This window comes from Rosistilla carotiformis (genome assembly GCF_007753095.1).
In the GTDB taxonomy this organism is placed as follows: Bacteria; Planctomycetota; Planctomycetia; order Pirellulales; family Pirellulaceae; genus Rosistilla; species Rosistilla carotiformis.
The window spans coordinates 1,020,800-1,039,386 of the sequence record NZ_CP036348.1 but is presented as its reverse complement, the minus strand read 5'-3'; the positions used below and the strand labels follow the sequence as shown (position 1 = coordinate 1,039,386).

15 protein-coding genes are annotated in these 18,587 nt (G+C 56.9%); 6 read left to right on the top strand and 9 right to left on the bottom strand.

Going from position 1 to position 18,587, the window contains the following annotated elements:
- Window positions 1-182 precede the first annotated feature (182 nt).
- Entirely contained in the window at window positions 183-1,385 is a 1,203-nt protein-coding gene (locus Poly24_RS03740; protein ID WP_145090657.1) for an AraC family transcriptional regulator, read from the bottom strand.
- A 354-nt stretch (window positions 1,386-1,739) separates the two neighbouring features.
- Between Poly24_RS03740 and Poly24_RS03735 the strand changes: the two genes are divergently transcribed.
- From Poly24_RS03735 to Poly24_RS03725, 3 genes are all read left to right on the top strand, one after another.
- Window positions 1,740-3,041 (top strand): carcinine hydrolase/isopenicillin-N N-acyltransferase family protein, encoded by a 1,302-nt coding sequence (locus Poly24_RS03735; protein ID WP_145090654.1) that lies wholly within the window; start codon window positions 1,740-1,742, stop codon window positions 3,039-3,041.
- Window positions 3,042-3,102: 61 nt separating this feature from the next.
- Window positions 3,103-3,924 (top strand): BPL-N domain-containing protein, encoded by an 822-nt coding sequence (locus tag Poly24_RS03730; protein WP_145090651.1) that lies wholly within the window; start codon window positions 3,103-3,105, stop codon window positions 3,922-3,924.
- Window positions 3,925-4,062: 138 nt separating this feature from the next.
- A complete protein-coding gene (locus Poly24_RS03725) occupies window positions 4,063-4,725 on the top strand; it encodes a hypothetical protein (RefSeq protein ID WP_145090648.1) in 663 nt (220 codons plus the stop codon).
- 30 nt (window positions 4,726-4,755) lie between these two features.
- On the opposite strand, the gene Poly24_RS03720 is transcribed toward Poly24_RS03725, so the two are convergent.
- Entirely contained in the window at window positions 4,756-5,238 is a 483-nt protein-coding gene (locus tag Poly24_RS03720; RefSeq protein WP_145090646.1) for a VOC family protein, read from the bottom strand.
- 394 nt (window positions 5,239-5,632) lie between these two features.
- Between Poly24_RS03720 and ggt the strand changes: the two genes are divergently transcribed.
- Complete coding sequence (gene ggt, locus Poly24_RS03715) at window positions 5,633-7,354, top strand: gamma-glutamyltransferase (protein WP_197452302.1); 1,722 nt, start codon at window positions 5,633-5,635, stop codon at window positions 7,352-7,354.
- A gap of 830 nt (window positions 7,355-8,184) precedes the next feature.
- Here ggt and Poly24_RS03710 read toward each other — a convergent pair.
- The 3 genes from Poly24_RS03710 to Poly24_RS03700 form a co-directional block, all read right to left on the bottom strand.
- On the bottom strand, window positions 8,185-9,483 hold the full coding sequence (locus Poly24_RS03710) for a dockerin type I domain-containing protein (RefSeq protein ID WP_231753454.1): 1,299 nt from the start codon (window positions 9,481-9,483) through the stop codon (window positions 8,185-8,187).
- Between the two features lie 176 nt (window positions 9,484-9,659).
- Window positions 9,660-10,736, bottom strand: a complete 1,077-nt coding sequence (locus Poly24_RS03705) for a TIGR03032 family protein (RefSeq protein ID WP_145090636.1) — start codon at window positions 10,734-10,736, stop codon at window positions 9,660-9,662.
- A 1,031-nt stretch (window positions 10,737-11,767) separates the two neighbouring features.
- On the bottom strand, window positions 11,768-12,331 hold the full coding sequence (locus Poly24_RS03700) for an RNA polymerase sigma factor (RefSeq protein ID WP_145090633.1): 564 nt from the start codon (window positions 12,329-12,331) through the stop codon (window positions 11,768-11,770).
- 269 nt (window positions 12,332-12,600) lie between these two features.
- Here Poly24_RS03700 and aroC point away from each other — a divergent pair, with 269 nt between their 5' ends.
- Window positions 12,601-13,725, top strand: coding sequence for a chorismate synthase (gene aroC / locus Poly24_RS03695; RefSeq protein WP_145090630.1), 1,125 nt, complete (start codon window positions 12,601-12,603; stop codon window positions 13,723-13,725).
- Between the two features lie 311 nt (window positions 13,726-14,036).
- The gene (locus tag Poly24_RS03690; protein ID WP_145090628.1) at window positions 14,037-14,315 is read left to right on the top strand and encodes a ferredoxin family protein; all 279 of its coding nucleotides are present in this window, start codon (window positions 14,037-14,039) and stop codon (window positions 14,313-14,315) included.
- A 136-nt stretch (window positions 14,316-14,451) separates the two neighbouring features.
- On the opposite strand, the gene Poly24_RS03685 is transcribed toward Poly24_RS03690, so the two are convergent.
- The 4 genes from Poly24_RS03685 to Poly24_RS03670 all read right to left on the bottom strand — a co-directional run bounded on the left by Poly24_RS03685 (window position 14,452) and on the right by Poly24_RS03670 (window position 18,256).
- The gene (locus Poly24_RS03685; RefSeq protein ID WP_145090625.1) at window positions 14,452-15,018 is read right to left on the bottom strand and encodes a family 16 glycoside hydrolase; all 567 of its coding nucleotides are present in this window, start codon (window positions 15,016-15,018) and stop codon (window positions 14,452-14,454) included.
- Between the two features lie 71 nt (window positions 15,019-15,089).
- Window positions 15,090-16,907, bottom strand: coding sequence for a hypothetical protein (locus Poly24_RS03680; protein WP_145090622.1), 1,818 nt, complete (start codon window positions 16,905-16,907; stop codon window positions 15,090-15,092).
- Window positions 16,908-17,251: 344 nt separating this feature from the next.
- Entirely contained in the window at window positions 17,252-17,680 is a 429-nt protein-coding gene (locus Poly24_RS03675; RefSeq protein WP_315852232.1) for a Fur family transcriptional regulator, read from the bottom strand.
- 300 nt (window positions 17,681-17,980) lie between these two features.
- Window positions 17,981-18,256 carry a flagellar biosynthesis anti-sigma factor FlgM gene (locus Poly24_RS03670; RefSeq protein WP_231753453.1) on the bottom strand — a complete coding sequence of 92 codons (276 nt, stop codon included), beginning with the start codon at window positions 18,254-18,256 and terminating at the stop codon, window positions 17,981-17,983.
- Window positions 18,257-18,587: the final 331 nt, after the last annotated feature.

Below are 18,587 nucleotides of genomic sequence, written 5' to 3'. Positions count from 1 at the left end.
AGCACCCCTTGTGCATGCTCGTATGCACTTTAAGCAAGTCGCCCAGAGATCCCCAGGGACGTTCGCGCAAAATACTTAACCGTTTTTGCACTCGAGCCATCGCCCCCATTCGGACGCGAAAACTATCGACACCAGTCGACCGATGCGCGACGCGACAAACTGTCGCTAGACAATCGCGGGACTCAGAGCGTTTCGGGAAACATCGGCAGATCGATCGATTGGTTACGACGAAACTCGCCCGGCGTCAGGCCAGTCATTCGCTTGAAGAAACGAAACATCGCGTTCTCACAACTGAAGCTCGCCTCGACGCTGATCTCCGCATGGGTCATCGTCGTCCGCCGCAACAAATCCTTCAAAACGCGGACGCGTGCAAACCGGATCTCTTCGGCGGGGGAACGTTTCAACGCCTTGCGGAAGCGTTCCTCCAGCGATCGCCTGGAGATATCCAGATGGTCGGTGATGTCGCTGACCGTGATCGCTTCATCGCAGTGCCTCTTAATAAATGAGACAGCCTGTTGCACCAAAACATCGGTCGCAAACTCAGTGTCGGTCGACGGTTTTTCGATCACACCGGCAGGGGCGATCAGTATAGGCTTCTCGTGCGGTTCGCCTCCGGCGATGAGTCGCTGTAGTTCTTGAGCCGCTTCGTACCCAACCTGTTCCATCCGCTGCTCGATTTGTGAGATCGGCATTGGTGACAAATTTGACACCAGTGGATCACTCTCTACGGCGAGGATTGCGACTTCGTCAGGAACGCAGATACCCTCCGCTCCACAGGTCAACATGATCTCGCGAGCGAGCGTCGTGTTCCATGCAACAATCCCAACCGGCTTGGGAAGCGAACGGATCCACTGGACCAGACGCAAACGTTGGAAGTCGTAATCGGGTTGGGGTGAATTGGGGTCGGGGTCGAATTTATATGCCTGGCATCCAGCTTCTTCAGCAACCCGGTCGACCTCCGGCCAGACTTCATCCCGATAGTTGTAACAATCGGGCGGACCGATATATCCGACCTGCTCAAAGCCGCGTCCGATAAAGAACTCGGCGGCCAGTCGACCGCAAGCTTGAGGGTCCGAGATGACTTTCGGAAACTCACGACAATGGGTTCCGTGCCAGGAAACATTGACAGTCGGCAGTCCGTGACGCGCTATCGATTCCCGTAGCGGTTCGTTGGAAATCCTGGCAATCACCCCATCGCCGCACCAATCCTCGGGAAGCTTCGGCGGCTCTTTCAGGCCACGTGGTTGCAACCAGAAGTCCCATCCACAATGCTCGCCTGCATAGCGGGCAATTCCGTCCAACACCGAGCGACTCCAGTGGCTCTCGTTGAGAATCAACAGCGCAATTCGACAGCGGTCCAGGAAGGCAGGAATTCGTTGGATCATGTTTGGTGCAAAAGCAGGAGAGCTTCAGGCGGGATAGGTGGGAGGGAAACCGAGCCGTTCGATTTGGGCGGGAGGTGGAGGGAAGAACTCTTCCAAATGCAACTTTGGGACCAAAACTTCATATAGACCGTTTTCGCCGACAAGTTTCTGCGTCTGTTCGCAAGGAAGGGGCCAGACGCCTTCGAAGCTGGAAGAAATGGAACTTTTTTTGCGCATTACAGCATTGATGTGGCGAGGCAACTCGATGATATTTCCTAGACCCTAGGCAACTGTTGCTCAAATAACAGGCAGCTCCGCGCCTCCCCACCTGAAACTCCCCCACCTCAGCACAAGAAGAACGCAACGATGAAAATCATGATGCGATCCCGCCTTCTGACAGTGATGCTTCCGCTCTTGGTACTACTCACCGAAAACGGCATGATTGCCCAAGCATTGGCTTGCACAACGGCTGTAATCAGCGGCAGTGCGACCCCTGATGGCCGTCCGATCTTGTGGAAGAATCGCGACTACGGCAGTCGGCTACACAATGAAATGGCGGAGATCACCGGTGGGAAATTCAAAGCGATCGCCGTCGTGAATGCGGGCAGCCGGTCGTCGGTTTGGATGGGTGTCAACGAGGTAGGATTCTGCATCGAAAATTCGCTCAGCAAAGACCTGAAGATCGAAGGAAAAACGTCCGGCCCCGGCAACGGCACCTTGATGCGGATGGCGTTGCAGACATGTGCGACCGTGGCCGACTTCGAGAACTTACTGAAAGAGACCAACACCAGCGGACGGGCGACGATCGCAAACTTTGGTGTCATCGATGCTCAAGGCGGAGCTACGTTGTTTGAAACCGGGCCCAAGCAGTACAAGATGTTTGACGCCAACGATCCCAAGGTCGCCCCACGCGGCTACATCGTTCGCTCCAATTTCTCGACAACCGCTCAAGAGCTCGATGCAAATCCGAGTCCCGTTGAACTGAGCGATGTCTCGTCGAGCGATCGCTACCTACGAGCATGTGGGATCCTCGAACTGACAGCTTCGGATGGCATCTCGGTAGAGGAAGTCCTTCGGCAATGCGCTCGAGACTTGAGCGACGAACAGGGCAACCCGCTGCCAGGTTCGGTCAACGGCAAGCCGGGAACCCTCCCCACGCGAATCGCAACCAAAAACACGATCAGCCGCACGACCACGGTATCGGCTGCGGTGTTCCATGGCGTCCGCCCCGGCGAAGATCCTCGCCTGACCACGATGTGGACGATGCTGGGCGATCCCAAATTCACCATCGCGGTCCCATCGTTTGTTGTCGGGGGCGTCGCCGATGATCTGACGGACGAGCGTGGTGGAGAAATTGGAGAGATCGCAATCACGCTTCGCGAATGGAGCCTAACACCGGACAAAGAAGCGATCTACAGTGACTTGCTGCCCGGTATCTGGAGCGACCTGTGGGCGCTCGAAGATCGTCTACTGACGACCACGCTTCGCGCTAAGCAACGATGGTCCCAAGGAAAGGCCCCCGTGCAGGAGATCAAGAAGCTGCACACCGAAGCAGCCCAAGCCGCGATGCAAGCGATGTCAAAAGAATTGCAAGAAGCGAAAACCATCGCCTTGGCGAAACCCGCCCCCAAGCCGCCCGTGTTTGACGATTCAAGCTTCGCCACATCCTCAAATTAGTTCTCGTCGCCAATTTGATCGACGCTCTCCGACTACTTGCAATCTAATAAAGTCATCTCTCATGAAACGTTCAACCACTACCATCCCAAAAGCTCTCCCTGGTTCGATCGCGACTCTCTGCCAGTTGCTGCTTTTCTGCGGACTTGTCGCTACCGGAATCACCCGCGCCGAATCTCTACCGGGGACGGATCGCGACACGTTGATTCGCGTCGCAATTTATGACCATTCCGATGGCTCTGCCAACGGCCCCAAAAACCTCAAACGAATCCTGGTCCGCGACGCTGGATTCGATGCGGTCCGCGTGACTCCGGAAGAGATCCAGAAAGGCATCTTGGAGAAGTTCGACGTCTTGATCATGCCGGGCGGATCGGGCAGCAAGCAGGCCGAAAAGCTGGGCGAAGAAGGACGCGAGGTGGTGAAGAGCTTCGTCCGGTCCGGTGGTGGCTATGTCGGAATCTGCGCCGGATCCTACCTTGCATCGTCTCAGTACGATTGGTCGTTGGGGATCGTCAACGCAAGGGTTTGGGATCGCAGCCACTGGGCTCGTGGAACAGGAACTGTATCGCTGGGGCTCACCCCAAGCGGACGCAAAGTGCTCAAATCGAAAGCATCCGAATTGGATGTCTATTACGGACAAGGCCCGCTGTTGGTCCCTCACGACAATCCAGAGCTTCCAGGCTATGAAGTCCTGGCGACTTATGTGACCGAAGTTGCGAAGAAGGGAGCTCCCGAAGGTGCCATGGTTGGCACTCACGCCATCGTGCGAACGAAGTTCCACGACGGGCGAGTCCTTTGTTACAGCCCACACCCCGAATCATCCGGTGGCCCAAATTCGATTATGGTAGAAGGAATCCGTTGGGCCGGCAGCAAGCCGCAGAACTGATGTTTCGCATCGCCGTGAACGATCTAGACCGGTGAGAACTGACGACTCCCGGGGACGAAAGCTACTGCGAGGGGATGTTTCTTGATTATCGATCGACTCGCCACTTTATCTTCAGGCGCAGCCTCTTGGAGTTTGGCATTGGGCGACCCATGGGAGGTTGCCGAAGAACACTTCTACCCATGGAACACCATCGAAATGGTTCCCGACAGCCCGGTCCGACTGCCTCTGGTCGGATATGGCAGTCTGATGAACCGCAGTTCCGCCCTTCGCACGCTGAGCGAACAGAGCGTCTCGTCAGCCCGCCCCGTGCTCGTGATGGGGGCTCGCCGGGTCTACGAATATGTGATGAGTCCCCGCGGACGAAAGATCTATGGCGATCAGGTAGCGGAGGAGCGCTTCGGCGTTCTCAATGCGAGAGCGAGTGAAGATTCCAACGAATGGTTCAATGGAATCCAGTACCAATTAAACGCTACCGATATCATGGCGTTGGCCGATCGAGAATCCGCTTACGACCTGGTGCCAGCGTGGACCATTCCCTGGGGCGTGAAAAACTCCGCTCCACAGATCGGCTATTTCCTCTCCTGCCGCACCGAAACGCATGAAGGCCGGCAGCTGCTCGACTCGCAATTGCTGCCCCACCCAAACTATCACGCCATCTGTGAAGAGGGCTGTCGCGACGTCTCTTCGGATTTCCTCAAAGCATTCCGCCGAAGCACTTGGGTTCGAGAAGCTCGAGTGAGCGACGTCGCCGAAACATTGGCTCGCGACGCCACCACTCCTCCCCCCGCTTCGCAGCTCTAACACGTGGTAGCGAAGGACAACAACAAGAAACTACTTTGCGAACAACGCGCCCATGTCGTTGAAACCTTTCATTTCGACAGCGTTTCCCGACGGATCGTAGAAGAACATCGTCCCCTGTTCGCCAGGCTCACCTTGAAATCGGATATAGGGAGAAATCACAAACTCCACACCTTTTGACTTGAGTCGTTCGGCGAGTTCGTTCCAACGCGGCATGTCGAGAACAATGCCAAAATGCGGAACCGGGACCCCATGCCCATCGACTTCGTTGCAGTGAACTTCACTGGGCGTTTTGTCGGGATTGAGATGACACACAAATTGGTGTCCAAAAAAGTCGAAGTCGACCCAAGTGTTTGCACTGCGTCCTTCGCTGCAACCGAGCAGTTCACCATAGAATTCACGAGCTTCCGCCAAGTCATTTACTTGAACCGCCAAGTGGAACGGAGAGAGCGATGCTTGCGATGAGTTATTGTTTGATTGATGAGAACCGCTACTTGATACAGAACCTTCCGTCATCATTATCTCCAATACGGTGAACCTTAAATCGTTTGATTAACAAATGTTTGTTTATTTATGCCGCAAGGCGATGAATTTGAACAGCCTGCCGATTGAGATAGATACATAATAGAGAACAAAAAGCAAAAACAACTTACAAAGCCAACACCGCCCGGTGACGGCGTGAAAACTTGAGTATCCCCCACCGTTCATTAGACTTCCCTGCCGATGCATTTGAAGTGAAGCAAATGCTCCACATCATTTAGCTCTCCTTTCCGTCCTACCTCTGAAGATGATGAAGACAATGCTTTTACCGCTCTCCTCAGGTTCCAGGTCATCCCGAAAGTTCCCGTTGCCGGTCGTCATTGCAACTTTTTTCGCAGCATTTCTATTCAGCGGCGTTGCCAATGCGCAAATGAAGTTCACGATGCCGGCTCGCATGCCCGTCGATGTTGCGAAGGGAAAGAGCGGGGTTGTCGTCTCGAACACTGCTGGCGCGTCCAAGGTGGGGCGCGAGATACTTGCCAAAGGCGGTAACGCGGTCGACGCGGCAATTGGAGTCGCCTTCGGATTGCAGGTCACTTGGCCGGAAGCGGGCAATATCGGCGGCGGCGGGTTCATGATGATCGCTCCTCCCGACGAAGAGGTCGTCTGCGTCAACTATCGCGAAACGGCTCCGGCAAGCGTCGACGAATACAGTTTTGACAAATGGACACAACGGCACCACAGCCGCATGGCAGGCGTCCCCGGAACCGTCCGCGGCATGGCGTTGGCTCACGAAAAGTTTGGCAAATTGCCGTGGGACGAGATCCTTAAACCGTGTATTGCACTGGCTCGCGAAGGATTTGTTGTCGACGAATACTTGGCCTATTCCCTGAACGCGGTGCTGAAGCTGCAGTCGATTCAGACCGAGCCGCGGTTCGCCGAATTTCGTCGCGTCTACGGCCCTCCCACGGGCAAGTTCTGGAAAGCGGGCGACCTGTTGGTCCAGCCCGACTTGGCAGACACGCTGGAATTGATCGCGGATCAGGGCCCCAGTGCCTTCTATGAAGGAGCGATCGCCGACAAGCTTGCGGCCGAGATGACTCGCAGCGGCGGCCTGATCACCAAGAGCGACTTAAAGAACTACACCGCCGAGATCCAACCAGCGATCGCTGGCAAGATCGGCCAGTATGAAATCTTTGGTGCCGCTCCACCATCCTCGGGTGGAATCACCGTGTTGATGCATTTGCGGATGCTCGCGGCGATTCCGCTGCCCGCGGCGACGGACGCCCTCTGGACGACCGACCAGGTCCACTATCTGGTCGAAGCGATGCGACGTGGTTTTCGCGAACGAGCAGCTTGGCTGGGCGATCCCAACTTTGTCGAGATCCCAGAACATCTGCTCACGACAGAACATGCCGTCGAGCTTGCCAAAACGATTCGCCCCGACGTCGCAACGCCCAGCGAAGCGATCGCCGGATCGATCCCGTTGAGCGAAGGGCCCTACGAGAGCCCCGAGACGACCCACTTCTCGGTGATCGATGCCGATGGACTCGCCGTCAGCAACACCTACACCCTGGAGGGGACTTTCGGATGCCGGATCGTCGTCCCCGGAACCGGGTTCCTGCTGAACAACGAGATGGGAGACTTCAATTGGTACCCCGGTTACACCAACAAGGAAGGGAAGATCGGAACCGCCGCCAATCTGCTGGCTCCTGGAAAACGGATGCTCAGTTCCCAATCGCCAACGATTGTCCGCGTCGATGGCCAGGCGAAACTGTTGGTTGGAAGCCCCGGCGGCCGGACAATCATCAACACCGTGACGGAGATCCTTGTACAGACATTGTTCTTGAATCGTTCGCTCGAAGAAGCGATCGATGCCCCGCGGTTTCATCACCAGTGGTTCCCCGACGAGATCCGTTTCGAATCGACTAGCCGTGGATTATTCGAATCGATGAAGACCGATCTGGAAGCCCGCGGCCATCACGTCGATCTGTCTCCCACCCGTCGCCAGGGATCGGCTCACAGCATCATGATCGATCTGGAGACAGGTGAAGCGACAGGCGTCGCCGATTGGCGACGTGGAGGCACAGCGGAAGCTCTGGAACAGACGCCCGCGCCTCTGTCACGCCAAGCTGCCGCAGTCGGCGAATGAGCAAGATGCTGCAGAGGGCACCGAGCGCAACGTTCCCGCAGGGATCACAGATGGTAGCCGGAGGTCGTCGCGCAGCGGCGCACCTCCGGAACACGATGCCCACACGCGTGGCGCTCCCGGAGGGATCGCAGATCGACGTGCGCCCCCGTCGGGGGCGGCGTTTGATTTCGCGGTTGGGGTCCGGTGGTGTTCGCTACGCTCAAACCACCGGCTACCTTCTGGGGCCGCTTCGCGGTCCATGGGGCTCGTTTCGGGAGCCGATTTGTTTTGGCGGGGCGAAGCTCCAGCAATTTGCCTAGCCCAGGCCATCGGCCTGGGAATGGCGTCCCACACGAATTCCCCCGAGTCGAGGACCAAAGGTCCGGCGATTTGTCCGCCTCTTCCCAATTGCCGGGCCTTCAGCCCTAACCTCTTTACGCTGCGGTTCGATTACCCAGGCCGATGGCCTGGGCTAGGCAAATTGTCGAGCCTTCGGCCCTGGGACACCCTGCCGGGCCTTCGCCCCTAACCGTTTTGCGCTCCGGTCCGATTTTACCCAGGCCGATGGCCTGGGCTAGGCAAATTGTCGAGCCTTCGGCCCTGGGACACCCTGCCGGGCCTTCGCCCCTAACCGTTTTGCGCTGCGGCCCGATCACCCAGGCCGCTGGCCTGGGCTAGGCAAATCGCCTGGCCTTCGGCCCTGAATCCGCAGCGGATGCGACCGCGTCGCGGTCGATAGGAGGCAGCCTTAAGGCCAGGCCTGTCCCCGTCCAATCCAACGCTAAATCCCGCGGCACGAACCGGTAACGGTCGCACGAAACGGTACCAGAAACCGTTCCGGGTAAACTCGTTCAACGTTCCCCCAACCATTGCAGGATCGCCAGGTCCACCGCTTCGTGTTGGTCCTCTTCGTCGGCGTCTTGGTTTACCGGTGATGCAGCAAACACATAGGCTTCGCCCGCTGGTGCTTCGCCTTCGCCGCGTCCGAGGGCATTGATAATCCGCAGCGCGTCGATGGGAGAGACCTGGTTATCTCCCGACGTGTCGTAGAACTTCTTCGGGAACGAGGCACCTAACGATTCGGGAGCAACCAGCGCCGAGGTGCCTGGCTGAACGTAAGCCTTGCGCCCTAGTTCGTTCAAAATCTGCAAGGCATCAATCGGTTCAATTGTTCCCGAACCGTTAACATCCAAGTGATTCAATGGATTGGTCCAACCGGCACCGACAAATTCGATCGTATTGGAACCCGATTTTGCCGTGATGATCAATTGATCATCCTCCACTCGAGAACTGTCGACCTTAAAGGTCCCGCTGCGGAAGCGGATCGTGTCGCCGAAGTCCTTGACGATCCTGAGCGTTTGCCCGGCGTCGCGGATCGCCGAAACATCCTGTTCGCTCAGGGAGAGTTGGTTGTCGCCGGTCCCTCGCAAATCGATCACCTCCAGTCCGTTGATGCTACCGGCAGGCAGATCGCTTGTGTTGATCGATTGGCCGCTGCCGCCGATCTGCAACGTGTCGCGTCCCGTGCCGCCATGGAATCCAACGGTTCCTGGGAAATCGACGAAGCTGGCGTTTAACAAAAGCGTGTCGTCGCCGTTGGTGCCGGTGAAGTCCAGTACGGCAAGGCTGACGGCGGGGCCTTGGAATAGGATCGTACTCCCTTCGCGAACCACCACGTCGCTGCCACTCTCTTCGATCGTGACGGTTCCGGGAGTAATCGATGTCACATTGACGGTGCTGTTGCCGCTCAACGTGCTGTCGATCAACGCAAGCGTACCCGCCGAATCGAATCGGATCCCAACTCTGCTGTGCGTCGTTTCGCCAAAACCGTTGGAACCGGTGGTGCGGCCATCGGTCAGGGTTAATTGCAGCAGCGTCACATCGACCGATTCACCGGCGACATTCAGAACGCGCGATTGCTGATTTGCATCGATCACGGTCGTCCCTCGTCCGGCGCCAGTGATCGTCACGCTGTCGGTGATGCTTAATTCGCCAAGCCCCAGCACGATCGGTTGGGTGACGGTTTCGAAAAATGTGATCTCGTCTGCACCAGGCGAACCATTGGCCAGCGAGATCGCTTCCCGCAGGCTAAGAACTCCGTCGGACGCTGCGACGACATCATCGAAAGTGGTGACATGGAAGACTGCCAACAAACGCCGACTCTCCAATGCCTCAACGCGTAAACGACGTGATGATAGGAGAGACTTGCGTTTGGGATTTCGTCGTTTTTTTTCATAGCAGGTATCAACTATCTCGGCGTTGATAAAAACGACATTTTTTAGTTGTGACAGTGAGACGTCTTGATTGGCGTCACCGCTGTCGCTATTTACTTGCGAAGTTCCGGGGGAACATCGGCCAGGGCGTGATCGGGTAACTCAAACGAACCGGCAAGCAACTGGCGGTCTTCGTTGACAAGCTCGGGGTAACGGGACCCGACTAATACCTCGACGGCAAAGATCTCTTGCACGGCGTCTTCGAACTTGACAAACGCAACGATCTCGCCGGTGTGGATATTCACCACCCAGACTCCGCAGATCCGTTCGGACAGATCGCGTTCGGCAATCGGCACCCCACCAAACACCGCCGTCTCGCGAACTTGCGACAGACCAATGAAGGCCAGCGGACCGTGGAATGACAGACCGCGCGTGAACCCTGGCAGTTCGACGATCGATTCGTATTTGCCGGTGTCCAAGTCGATCGTGCCAAACCCGCCAGTTCCGGAATGCAGGACGAACAGCTTGCCGTCGTACCAACGGGGCGAATGGGGCATCGAGAGCCCACGGGCGATGATCTCGTTGCTGTCCAGATCGATCAGCAGTCCGCCATCCTTCTTGTTCGCACGCCAACCATCGGGCTCATCGGTTTCACCAAGCGCGGTTACATAACGAATGCGGTTATCGCGGACGGCCAGACCGTTCAAATGACAACAGTCTCCCGGAATGTATTTCGTGATGAAGGAAGGACGCCAAACGGGTTCAAAGTTGTAGGTGCCGCTGCGGCGAGCCAAACAGGAGAACAACGTGTTGATGAACACGACGTCGTCGTCGATCCAAGCCATCTCATGAATCTGAATATCGCCGGTCCAGTGCGCAACGCGAGGCAGAAAGCACGCATCGTTGACGGGTGGGTCCAGCTTGGCACCGGCGGCGGGAATGTTGTGGAATTCCCAGACCTGCATCGACGTCCCGATCGCCAGTCGGTTCGGCTCCACAGCCAACCCCATCGGTTTCTCGAACACGCGGAAGTGCGTGTTCAGGACGCCCATCTCTGGCCGCAACATCACCAGCTTGCCCGACTGGTAAGTGGTCACCAGGATCGAAATCCCCAGCTGATTCAAGATCTCAGGCAGATTCGAGGTATGCACCGATCGCAAAGCGTTAGGTGTCTCTTCGAGGGGTGTCATGCGGGACTCCAGCCCCTATTGTGGGCGTTAAAGGTGTTTTCACTGGCGTTGTGCGCCAGTCACCCCTGACAGCAGACCACTCGCTTGGGCGGGGGCCAGTATACCCTATGAGTGTGCGGTAGCAAATGAAATGCCCGCAACCCAGCGAGCTGGAGTCAGTGATCGGGGGCCGGCCCCGGTGGAATTGGTTGCGTTCAAACCACCGGCGACTCTCTGCGATCCCTGTCGGGATCGTGCTCCGGTGTTGCGGTTGTGTTCAGCTAGGCGTTCCCGAAGAGATCGCAGATCGGCCTGCGACCCCGTCGGGGGCGGCGTTTGAATTCGCGATTTGTTCCGGTGGTGTTCGCTACGCTCAAACCACCGGCTACCATTTGGGGCCGCTTCGCGGTCCATCGGGCCTCTCGTTTCGGGAGCCGATTTGGTTTGGCGGAGCGAAGCTCCAGCAATTTGCATAGCCCAGGCCATCGGCCTGGGGGCCGGACCTCCCGACAAGAAGACACACGAATTGAGGACCGAAGGTCCGGCGATTTGTAGGCCTCTTCCCAATTGCCGGGCCTTCAGCCCTTGCCTCTTTACGCTGCGGTCCGATTACCCAGGCCGATGGCCTGGGCTAGGCAAATTGTCGAGCCTTCGGCCCTGGGACACCCTGCCGGGCCTTCAGCCCTAGCCTCTTTGCGCTGCGGTCCGATTACCCAGGCCGATGGCCTGGGCTAGGCAAATTGTCGAGCCTTCGGCCCCGGGACACCCTGCCGGGCCTTCGCCCCTAACCGTTTTGCGCTGCGGCCCGATCACCCAGGCCGATGGCCTGGGCTAGGCAAATCGCCTGGCCTTCGGCCCTGCATCCGCAAAGAGTTCGCTACGCTCAAACCACCGGTTAGCGTGTCCAATCCCATTCGGGATGTTTTTGCCACAGAGGGCTCCGAGGCCACGGAGGATTGATTCTCTCTGTGTGCTCGATGACCTCGGTGGCTCAATCATTTTGGCAGCGAGCGCGTTCAAGAAAAGAATGTTGAGGCGTTCATCGCAGCCGGCTAGACGCCTGGCTGGCTTTGACGCATCTTGTCGCGGGCGCGGCTGAGCATCGGGCCGACGCTGTTTTCGGGCAAGCCGAGATGATGGCCGATCTCGCGGTAGCTCTTCCCTTCCAGATGATGCATCCGCACGATGTCAGCTTCTTTGGGATCGAGCCGAGCGAGCATCTGTTCCAGCTGATCGCGATCCTCGACCTGTTGTTCCACTGGACTGATCAGCGTCTCTTCGCTGGCGATGCGATTTTTCTGAGCCGCATTCCGCTGAGCGGTTGCCAGTTGATGCACGATCACGCGGCGGGCAATGACCGTAAGATAGGTCGCCAGACTGCTCTGACGCCGGAAGCGACGCAGCACCGCTCGATCGTTGTTGACCAGGGTCAGGAAGACTTCCGCAACCATGTCGTCTCGTTCCGCAACGGGGAGCGTAACGCCGCGTGATGTGGCGGTGTGGTTGACGACGTGCACCACCAGCCCCAAGAAGCGATCGATAAACGCTTCCCAAGATTGAGGCTCGTTGTCCAAGCAACGATCCAGCAGTTGTCGATCGATGTCCGAGAGTGTCAAGAATTGCGTCTCTGTTCGGAGGAGAAGATTTCTGACAAAATACCGGTATAAGCCGGATGAATTGCCGTCGGTTGGCGTTCAATTTCATCTTAGGTACGGTATTAGCGTCCCGCAAGTGAAACCTTTGCACTCGAAGATTTTGACCGAAATAAGGCCCTTTGGCACGCGTTTCGGGGCTGCATTTGACGATTCCCGGCAGGAATCCCTGGTTTCTGCGTCAATTTTTGCGACTGGGGACAGTTTGACTTCAAGCTACGAAACGGATCCCCATGACAGGCAACTCGTTCGGACAGGCACTGCGAATTACGACAGCTGGCGAGAGCCACGGTCCCGGTAACGTCGTGATCATCGACGGCGTCCCCGCTGGGATCCCGTTTTCAGTCGACGACCTGCTGCCCGATCTGGCCCGCCGCCGGCCCGGCCAAAGTAAGATCGTGACGCAGCGGAAGGAGTCCGATGAACCGGAGATCCTCGCCGGCGTCTTCGAAGGGCGGACCACCGGGACCAGCGTAGCGATCTTGATCCGCAACCAGGATCAACGTAGCAAAGACTACTCCGACATCAAAGACAAATATCGGCCGGGGCACGCCGATTTCACCTTCGATCAAAAGTACGGGTTCCGCGACTACCGCGGCGGCGGACGTTCGAGCGCTCGCGAAACGACGGCCCGCGTGGCGGCCGGAGCGCTAGCGAAGAAGATCCTCGCCGAAGCGTTTGGCGGCCGCGTGATCGGCTACGTGACGCAGGTAGGGGACCTGAAAGCGGAGATCGCCGATCCGGCAAGCGTCACGCTGCAGCAGGTCGAAGAGTTCGCCGACGGGCAACCGAACATCGTCCGCTGTCCCGACGAAGCGGTCGCCCAGCAGATGATCGCCAAGATCGAAGAGGTTCGCAAAGCGGGCGATTCGATCGGAGGTGCGGCGGAGATCGTGGCGGCCAACATCCCGGCGGGACTGGGCGAACCGGTGTTCGATAAATTGAAAGCCGATCTGGCCAAGGCGTTGTTCAGCCTGCCGGCGGTCTTGGGAGTTGAATACGGGATCGGGTTTGGGTGTGTGACGATGCGTGGCAGCGAACACAACGACCTGTTTACCACCGGCGAAGATGGCCAGATCACAACCAAGTCGAACCGGCACGGCGGCATGTTGGGAGGGATCTCGACGGGGTTGCCGATCGTGCTTCGCGCGGCGGTCAAACCGACCAGCAGCCTGCCGATCGAACAGGCGACGGTGACCAGTTCGGGCGAAGCGACGACGATCCGCACGCGCGGTCGCCACGACCCCTGCCTGCTGCCGCGGTTCATCCCGATGGCCGAAGCGATGGTTGCGATCGTGATCGCCGACCACTGGTTGCGATGGCGTGCACAGAACGCTTGGTCGGCAGCAACCGAGTGATGAAATCCGCGTTCGCTTAGCGAGATCGGATCTCAATAGAGCGTCTGCAAAATGTTAGGCCGATCGCGCGATTTGGAGCTTCGGTTTCGTTGACATAAGTCGTTTGGAGCTATACGATTCCGACAGATGTAAGCGCGAACCTTTTTAGTGCCGTTTGTCGTCTTGTGTCTGCGGGGAAATTGGAAAAGATTGGTGCTGTGATAGGTACGTTACCGATCAACTGAATTCAGGGATGTGAGTTTTCTGGTCGGCTGGCTCCCCAAGGCCCCATCCAGATTCGCGTAAGAAAAGATCCAGAAAGGTTTTCAAGAATGACTCATGTAGTAGCCCAACCTTGTTTCGGTTGCAAATATACAGATTGCGTTGTCGTCTGCCCCGTCGAATGCTTTTACGAGGGTGAGAAGATGCTTTACATCCACCCCGAAGAATGCATCGACTGTGAAGCGTGTGTCCCCGAATGCCCCGTCGAAGCGATCTTCCACGAAGACAACGTTCCCGACGAATGGACGGAATACACTCAGATGAACGCGGACGAAGCGGAGAAGTGTGAAGTGATCACCGAGAAGAAAGAACCGCTGGCCGACCAATAGGATCGCCGCGAGTTCATACAACTCAAACAAAAAGAGCCTGACCGGAAACTTTCCGGCCAGGCTCTTTTTCATTCTTCCGTTCTGTTTTGATTTGTGTCGGCCGCGCGACAAGAATTCCCCGCGTCGCAGCGAAGGCTTAGCCGTCGAGATTCGCCAGCGTCAGCTTGCGGATCTCGCTGGCGGTATCCCAGGTGGCCAGCCCGATCGGCGCCATCTGCTCCTGTTCCCACCAGACCGAATATTTGTGTTCGTCGTGATCGAGATCGATCACGCGATCGCCATCGATCGCAAACAGCACCGCCGTTTTGTTGACCTCCATCTCAAACCGATACCAGCGGTTCAGCTCGAACTCGCGATATTCAGTCGTCGGGTTTTCGACAGCCGACATGTTGTCGATGTTCGAGATCCCGATCACTCCGCCCCCCCAGCCGCCGACGATCAGCGTCGCGTGGCTGCCGCGAATCGGAAACGTCAGGCCGCAGAAGAAGTCGCTGCCGGCGGTGCGGCGAGCCTCCCAAGAGATGCGGTAGTAGTCACCGGGTTGCGGCCCGCGATAGCTGAGCCCACTGGCAGGCCGCCCCTTGCCGATCGAGAGCGTTCCGGAGTCGAACGCAATCTCCCCTCGCTCAGCAAAATCAAAGCGATCGGCGATCAGCCAACCGCGAAGCCCAGGTTGCAACAGATCGATCGCTTCGTTTGCCATAACTGTCCATTCCTAATTAATCCGGCCCCCAGAGACTCGATGCGCAACGCCAACGCGACGCGGGCACGAACCTAGCGCTGGGCAGCGACGGCGCGGGCAGGGGCTTCGGTGGGTTTCAGCATCAGACCTCGCACGAACCAACCATCGGGTTCGGTTTTCAAGGTCACGCCGGATGGCTGCAAATGTTGCTTGACAACTTCAAAGTCGGGAAGCTTTGCCCCGTCCACTTTCAGTTCTTCGTCATCGCCCTCCTGCCCAGACTCTTTGAACATCCGACGGACGATAGCGGCCAAAACCGAATCCGATTGTTTCAATTCACCACGCTGCAACAATTCGTATTTTGCACGAAAGGCACGATCGGATCGCAGCACGCGCCAAATCGCGCGATCGGGACCGTGCTGATCCAGCAACGCTGCTCGCATCCGCTCGAAATCGGCCTGCCCTTGCAACGCCTCTCGCTCGCTTTGACGATGATGTTCGATCGAATCGACCAACATCTGTGCATGGCTCGAGAACAACAGATAACCGTCGTAGACCGTGATCGCCCACTGGTTCAAAAGGGGCGGCGCCCGCTTACCTTCGGATTCGTCGATGAACTCTTCAAAGTCCTCAAAACCTTCGAGCTCGATCTCGTCATCGCTCACGTCGGGTTGGGTGACCTGCCAAATCCAACTGTGATGGGGATAGGGGAATTCTTTTGCGTTGGGGTCGCTCTTCATCGCCTTGTCGATCGCCGCTTTGACAACCGCTTCATTTTTCAATGAAACACCGATCAGCATCCGTTCACTGTCGATCGAGACCGGTTGGACATTGTCGGTCAACATGATCACACGTTCGCGAAAGTTGGCGATGATATTGTTCGCCAAGTCGATCTGCGGACCGTCTTTATCCTTTTTGATACCATCGACAACGCGGCGGAAGATCTCATCGCCGACGGCTTGGTTGACCAATGTCTCGGCAGCCCAAAAGGCTTCTTCCAATTTCCAATTTCCGTCCAGATAGGTCGCCACGGTAGGCAGAACCCAAGCGGGTGGATCCTGTGCGTCCGAGTTGGGGAACTGCAACATCCGCCCCGCCAATTTGTACTTGCTAGGCAGTGCCGTGGTCGGTGGCGCGTTGATATAGGTTTGGTGCCGGACATCAAACTTGCCGTCGTCCAACCGCACGTGCCCACCAGCCGACAAGATGGCGTCAAAGCCTTGTTCCTGCAGCAATTGAATCGTATCGAGCTGCTGCTTCTTCAAACCGCCACTGCGTGCTTCCAACACCCGCGCGAATCCAAGCGGTCGCACAAACCAACGGATATCTTGCTCGCCACCTTCGCCGATTTTCGCTTCGACCGCCTCATAGTCGCTCGCCTTGATCAGGTCGCCCGAGCCATCGATGCGATCGACAAAACCTTTGACGGCATCCAATTGATCCGCTGCGATCAACCGTCCATCGATCCGAACGTAACTGAATTGTTCGACCTTGATTTGCCCAAGCTTCTTCTTCAATAGGTAAGTCGAAATCAGATGACCTCGGTAGGTCAATTCGGTCATCGTCGCCCCACGATGCTGCTTCAATTCAGCGTCGATTCTTTGCAGCACTTCCGCAGTCTGAGCGTCACGACCACGGGTATCGATCAAAACGCAGACCGCGTTGGTGGTACGCAATTGCAACCAACCGATGGTGACTTCGCCCGAGGCGATTGCACGGATATCCTTCAGCGTGAAATTAAACGCCAACCCCGACTCAGACAATTGCTGCCGAATCGTTTCCACCTGCGAATCGAAGAACGGCTTGAAGACGTTTGATTCGGACAAAGCTCCGGCAAACGAATGCTCCCATCGGGTTTCCGATCGCGGCACGTCCAACACTTCAAAAACCGCTTGGGTCTCGTTCGACAACAAAGTGCGGTTCGCGGGGAAGGCCTCGGCAGCGGACACGATCCTGGGAGACGCGCTGTAAAATACAACGGTCAGCCCAAGCAGAGCTGTCGTACAAATCCGAATTGTTGAATTCACGAGCCTTCGTCCAAGTTTAGTGAAGAATTGACTTGCTGAGCCGATGCCTGCAGATCGATTCTGAAGGACATCAGCAGCACGGAACCCCATTTAGTGTCGGCAGTGCGTGAGCCTTACCGCAAGACGTTTCCCCGTTGAACACCCTCATGTTACCCAAGCAACCCATTTAATTGCCAGTAGTGGCAACGTCGCCACCGCTACAGCACTCCAATTTGGGGGATCAAGACCTAGATTAAATCCTGCTTGCGTTTCTTCCGACGGCGTGAGCAATCTTGGCAGACCCCTTGAATGATCAAGCGGTGGCTGGTCACGCGGAAGCTGTGCTGGGCCGCAACCTGAGCACGAATCTTCATGATTTCGTCACTGGTGAATTCGATCAATTTCTGACAGCGGGTGCAGTACAGATGATCATGCTGCGGGTAGCCGTAATCGTGTTCGTAGACCGAACGTCCTTCCAACTGAAAGCAACGCAACAGCCCGGCATCGACAAATTCCTTGAGCGCCCGGTAGACCGTCGGCCGGCTGACGTAGTTTTCCTGCCCCTTACGCGGCAATTGTTCGATCAGCGAATCGACGTCAAAGTGTTCGTGGTTACTGAACACCCGATCGACGAGAAAGCGACGCTGTTCGGTGTTCCGCTGTCCACGACTCTGCAAAAACTCCTCAAATCTCTCTTGAGGAGTTAGCGAAACGGAGACTTTTCCAAGTGGGGCTGAATCGGACACAACTACGTAACTCAAAGCACGACAGGGGAAATCGGAGGCAACGCATGATGCTGGAAGCCCCTTCCAGTTTAAACCGAACGCGAGAGAAAACGACACCGCGTCCCCGAAAAGTGAACGCGTGTGGCATTGGAGGCGTCATGCGAAGAAGTATAAGCCTTTGGCAAGCGGGGACCAATGGCAGACGATCATTCGCCGGTTTCAGTTGACTCGCTAAGGATCGCCCCCAAACGGCTAACCGACTTCGTCCAACAAGCGGTCCAAAGCAGCACTCAATTTGTCGTCGGTGTCATAACTGCCATCGGCGATCTGACGACGAATATCCGCGACCTTGTCGAAACGAATCCCGTCGACCACGCCAGTCTCGCTGGCCCCCGAGAGGCGATTGATCCCCTGAGCCTCGGAAGACAAGTCCAATTGATCGATCGGTTGGCTGGAGCCGCTGGTGGCACGATTCTCGACAACTTGGTTGGTGCGCGAAACATTATTGGTCGGCTGAGGTGTACTCACACGGTATGGACCAAAAATCTGCATCGGTAGAAGGCTCCCTGTACGGTGAAGATGCAACCTGGCCGCAGTATTGCGACAGGCCATGCGGCAGTATCAGTGATGTGGAAAACCCGCATCAGGACAATCCAATACGCCGCATTCCGTGTCGTTGGGAAATGCAATCCGTAGCAGAAATAAGCGACTTTGCTAGCGTTCAGAATGACTGTCCACCTACACTATCGGGGGAACGGTCAGCGGTGCGTTAGCAAAAAATCAAATCATCTGCGGCAACGGATAACTCTCCGCTGCCAACTCTATCGCGACGGAAAAATCGGAACAAGGGCAATCGATC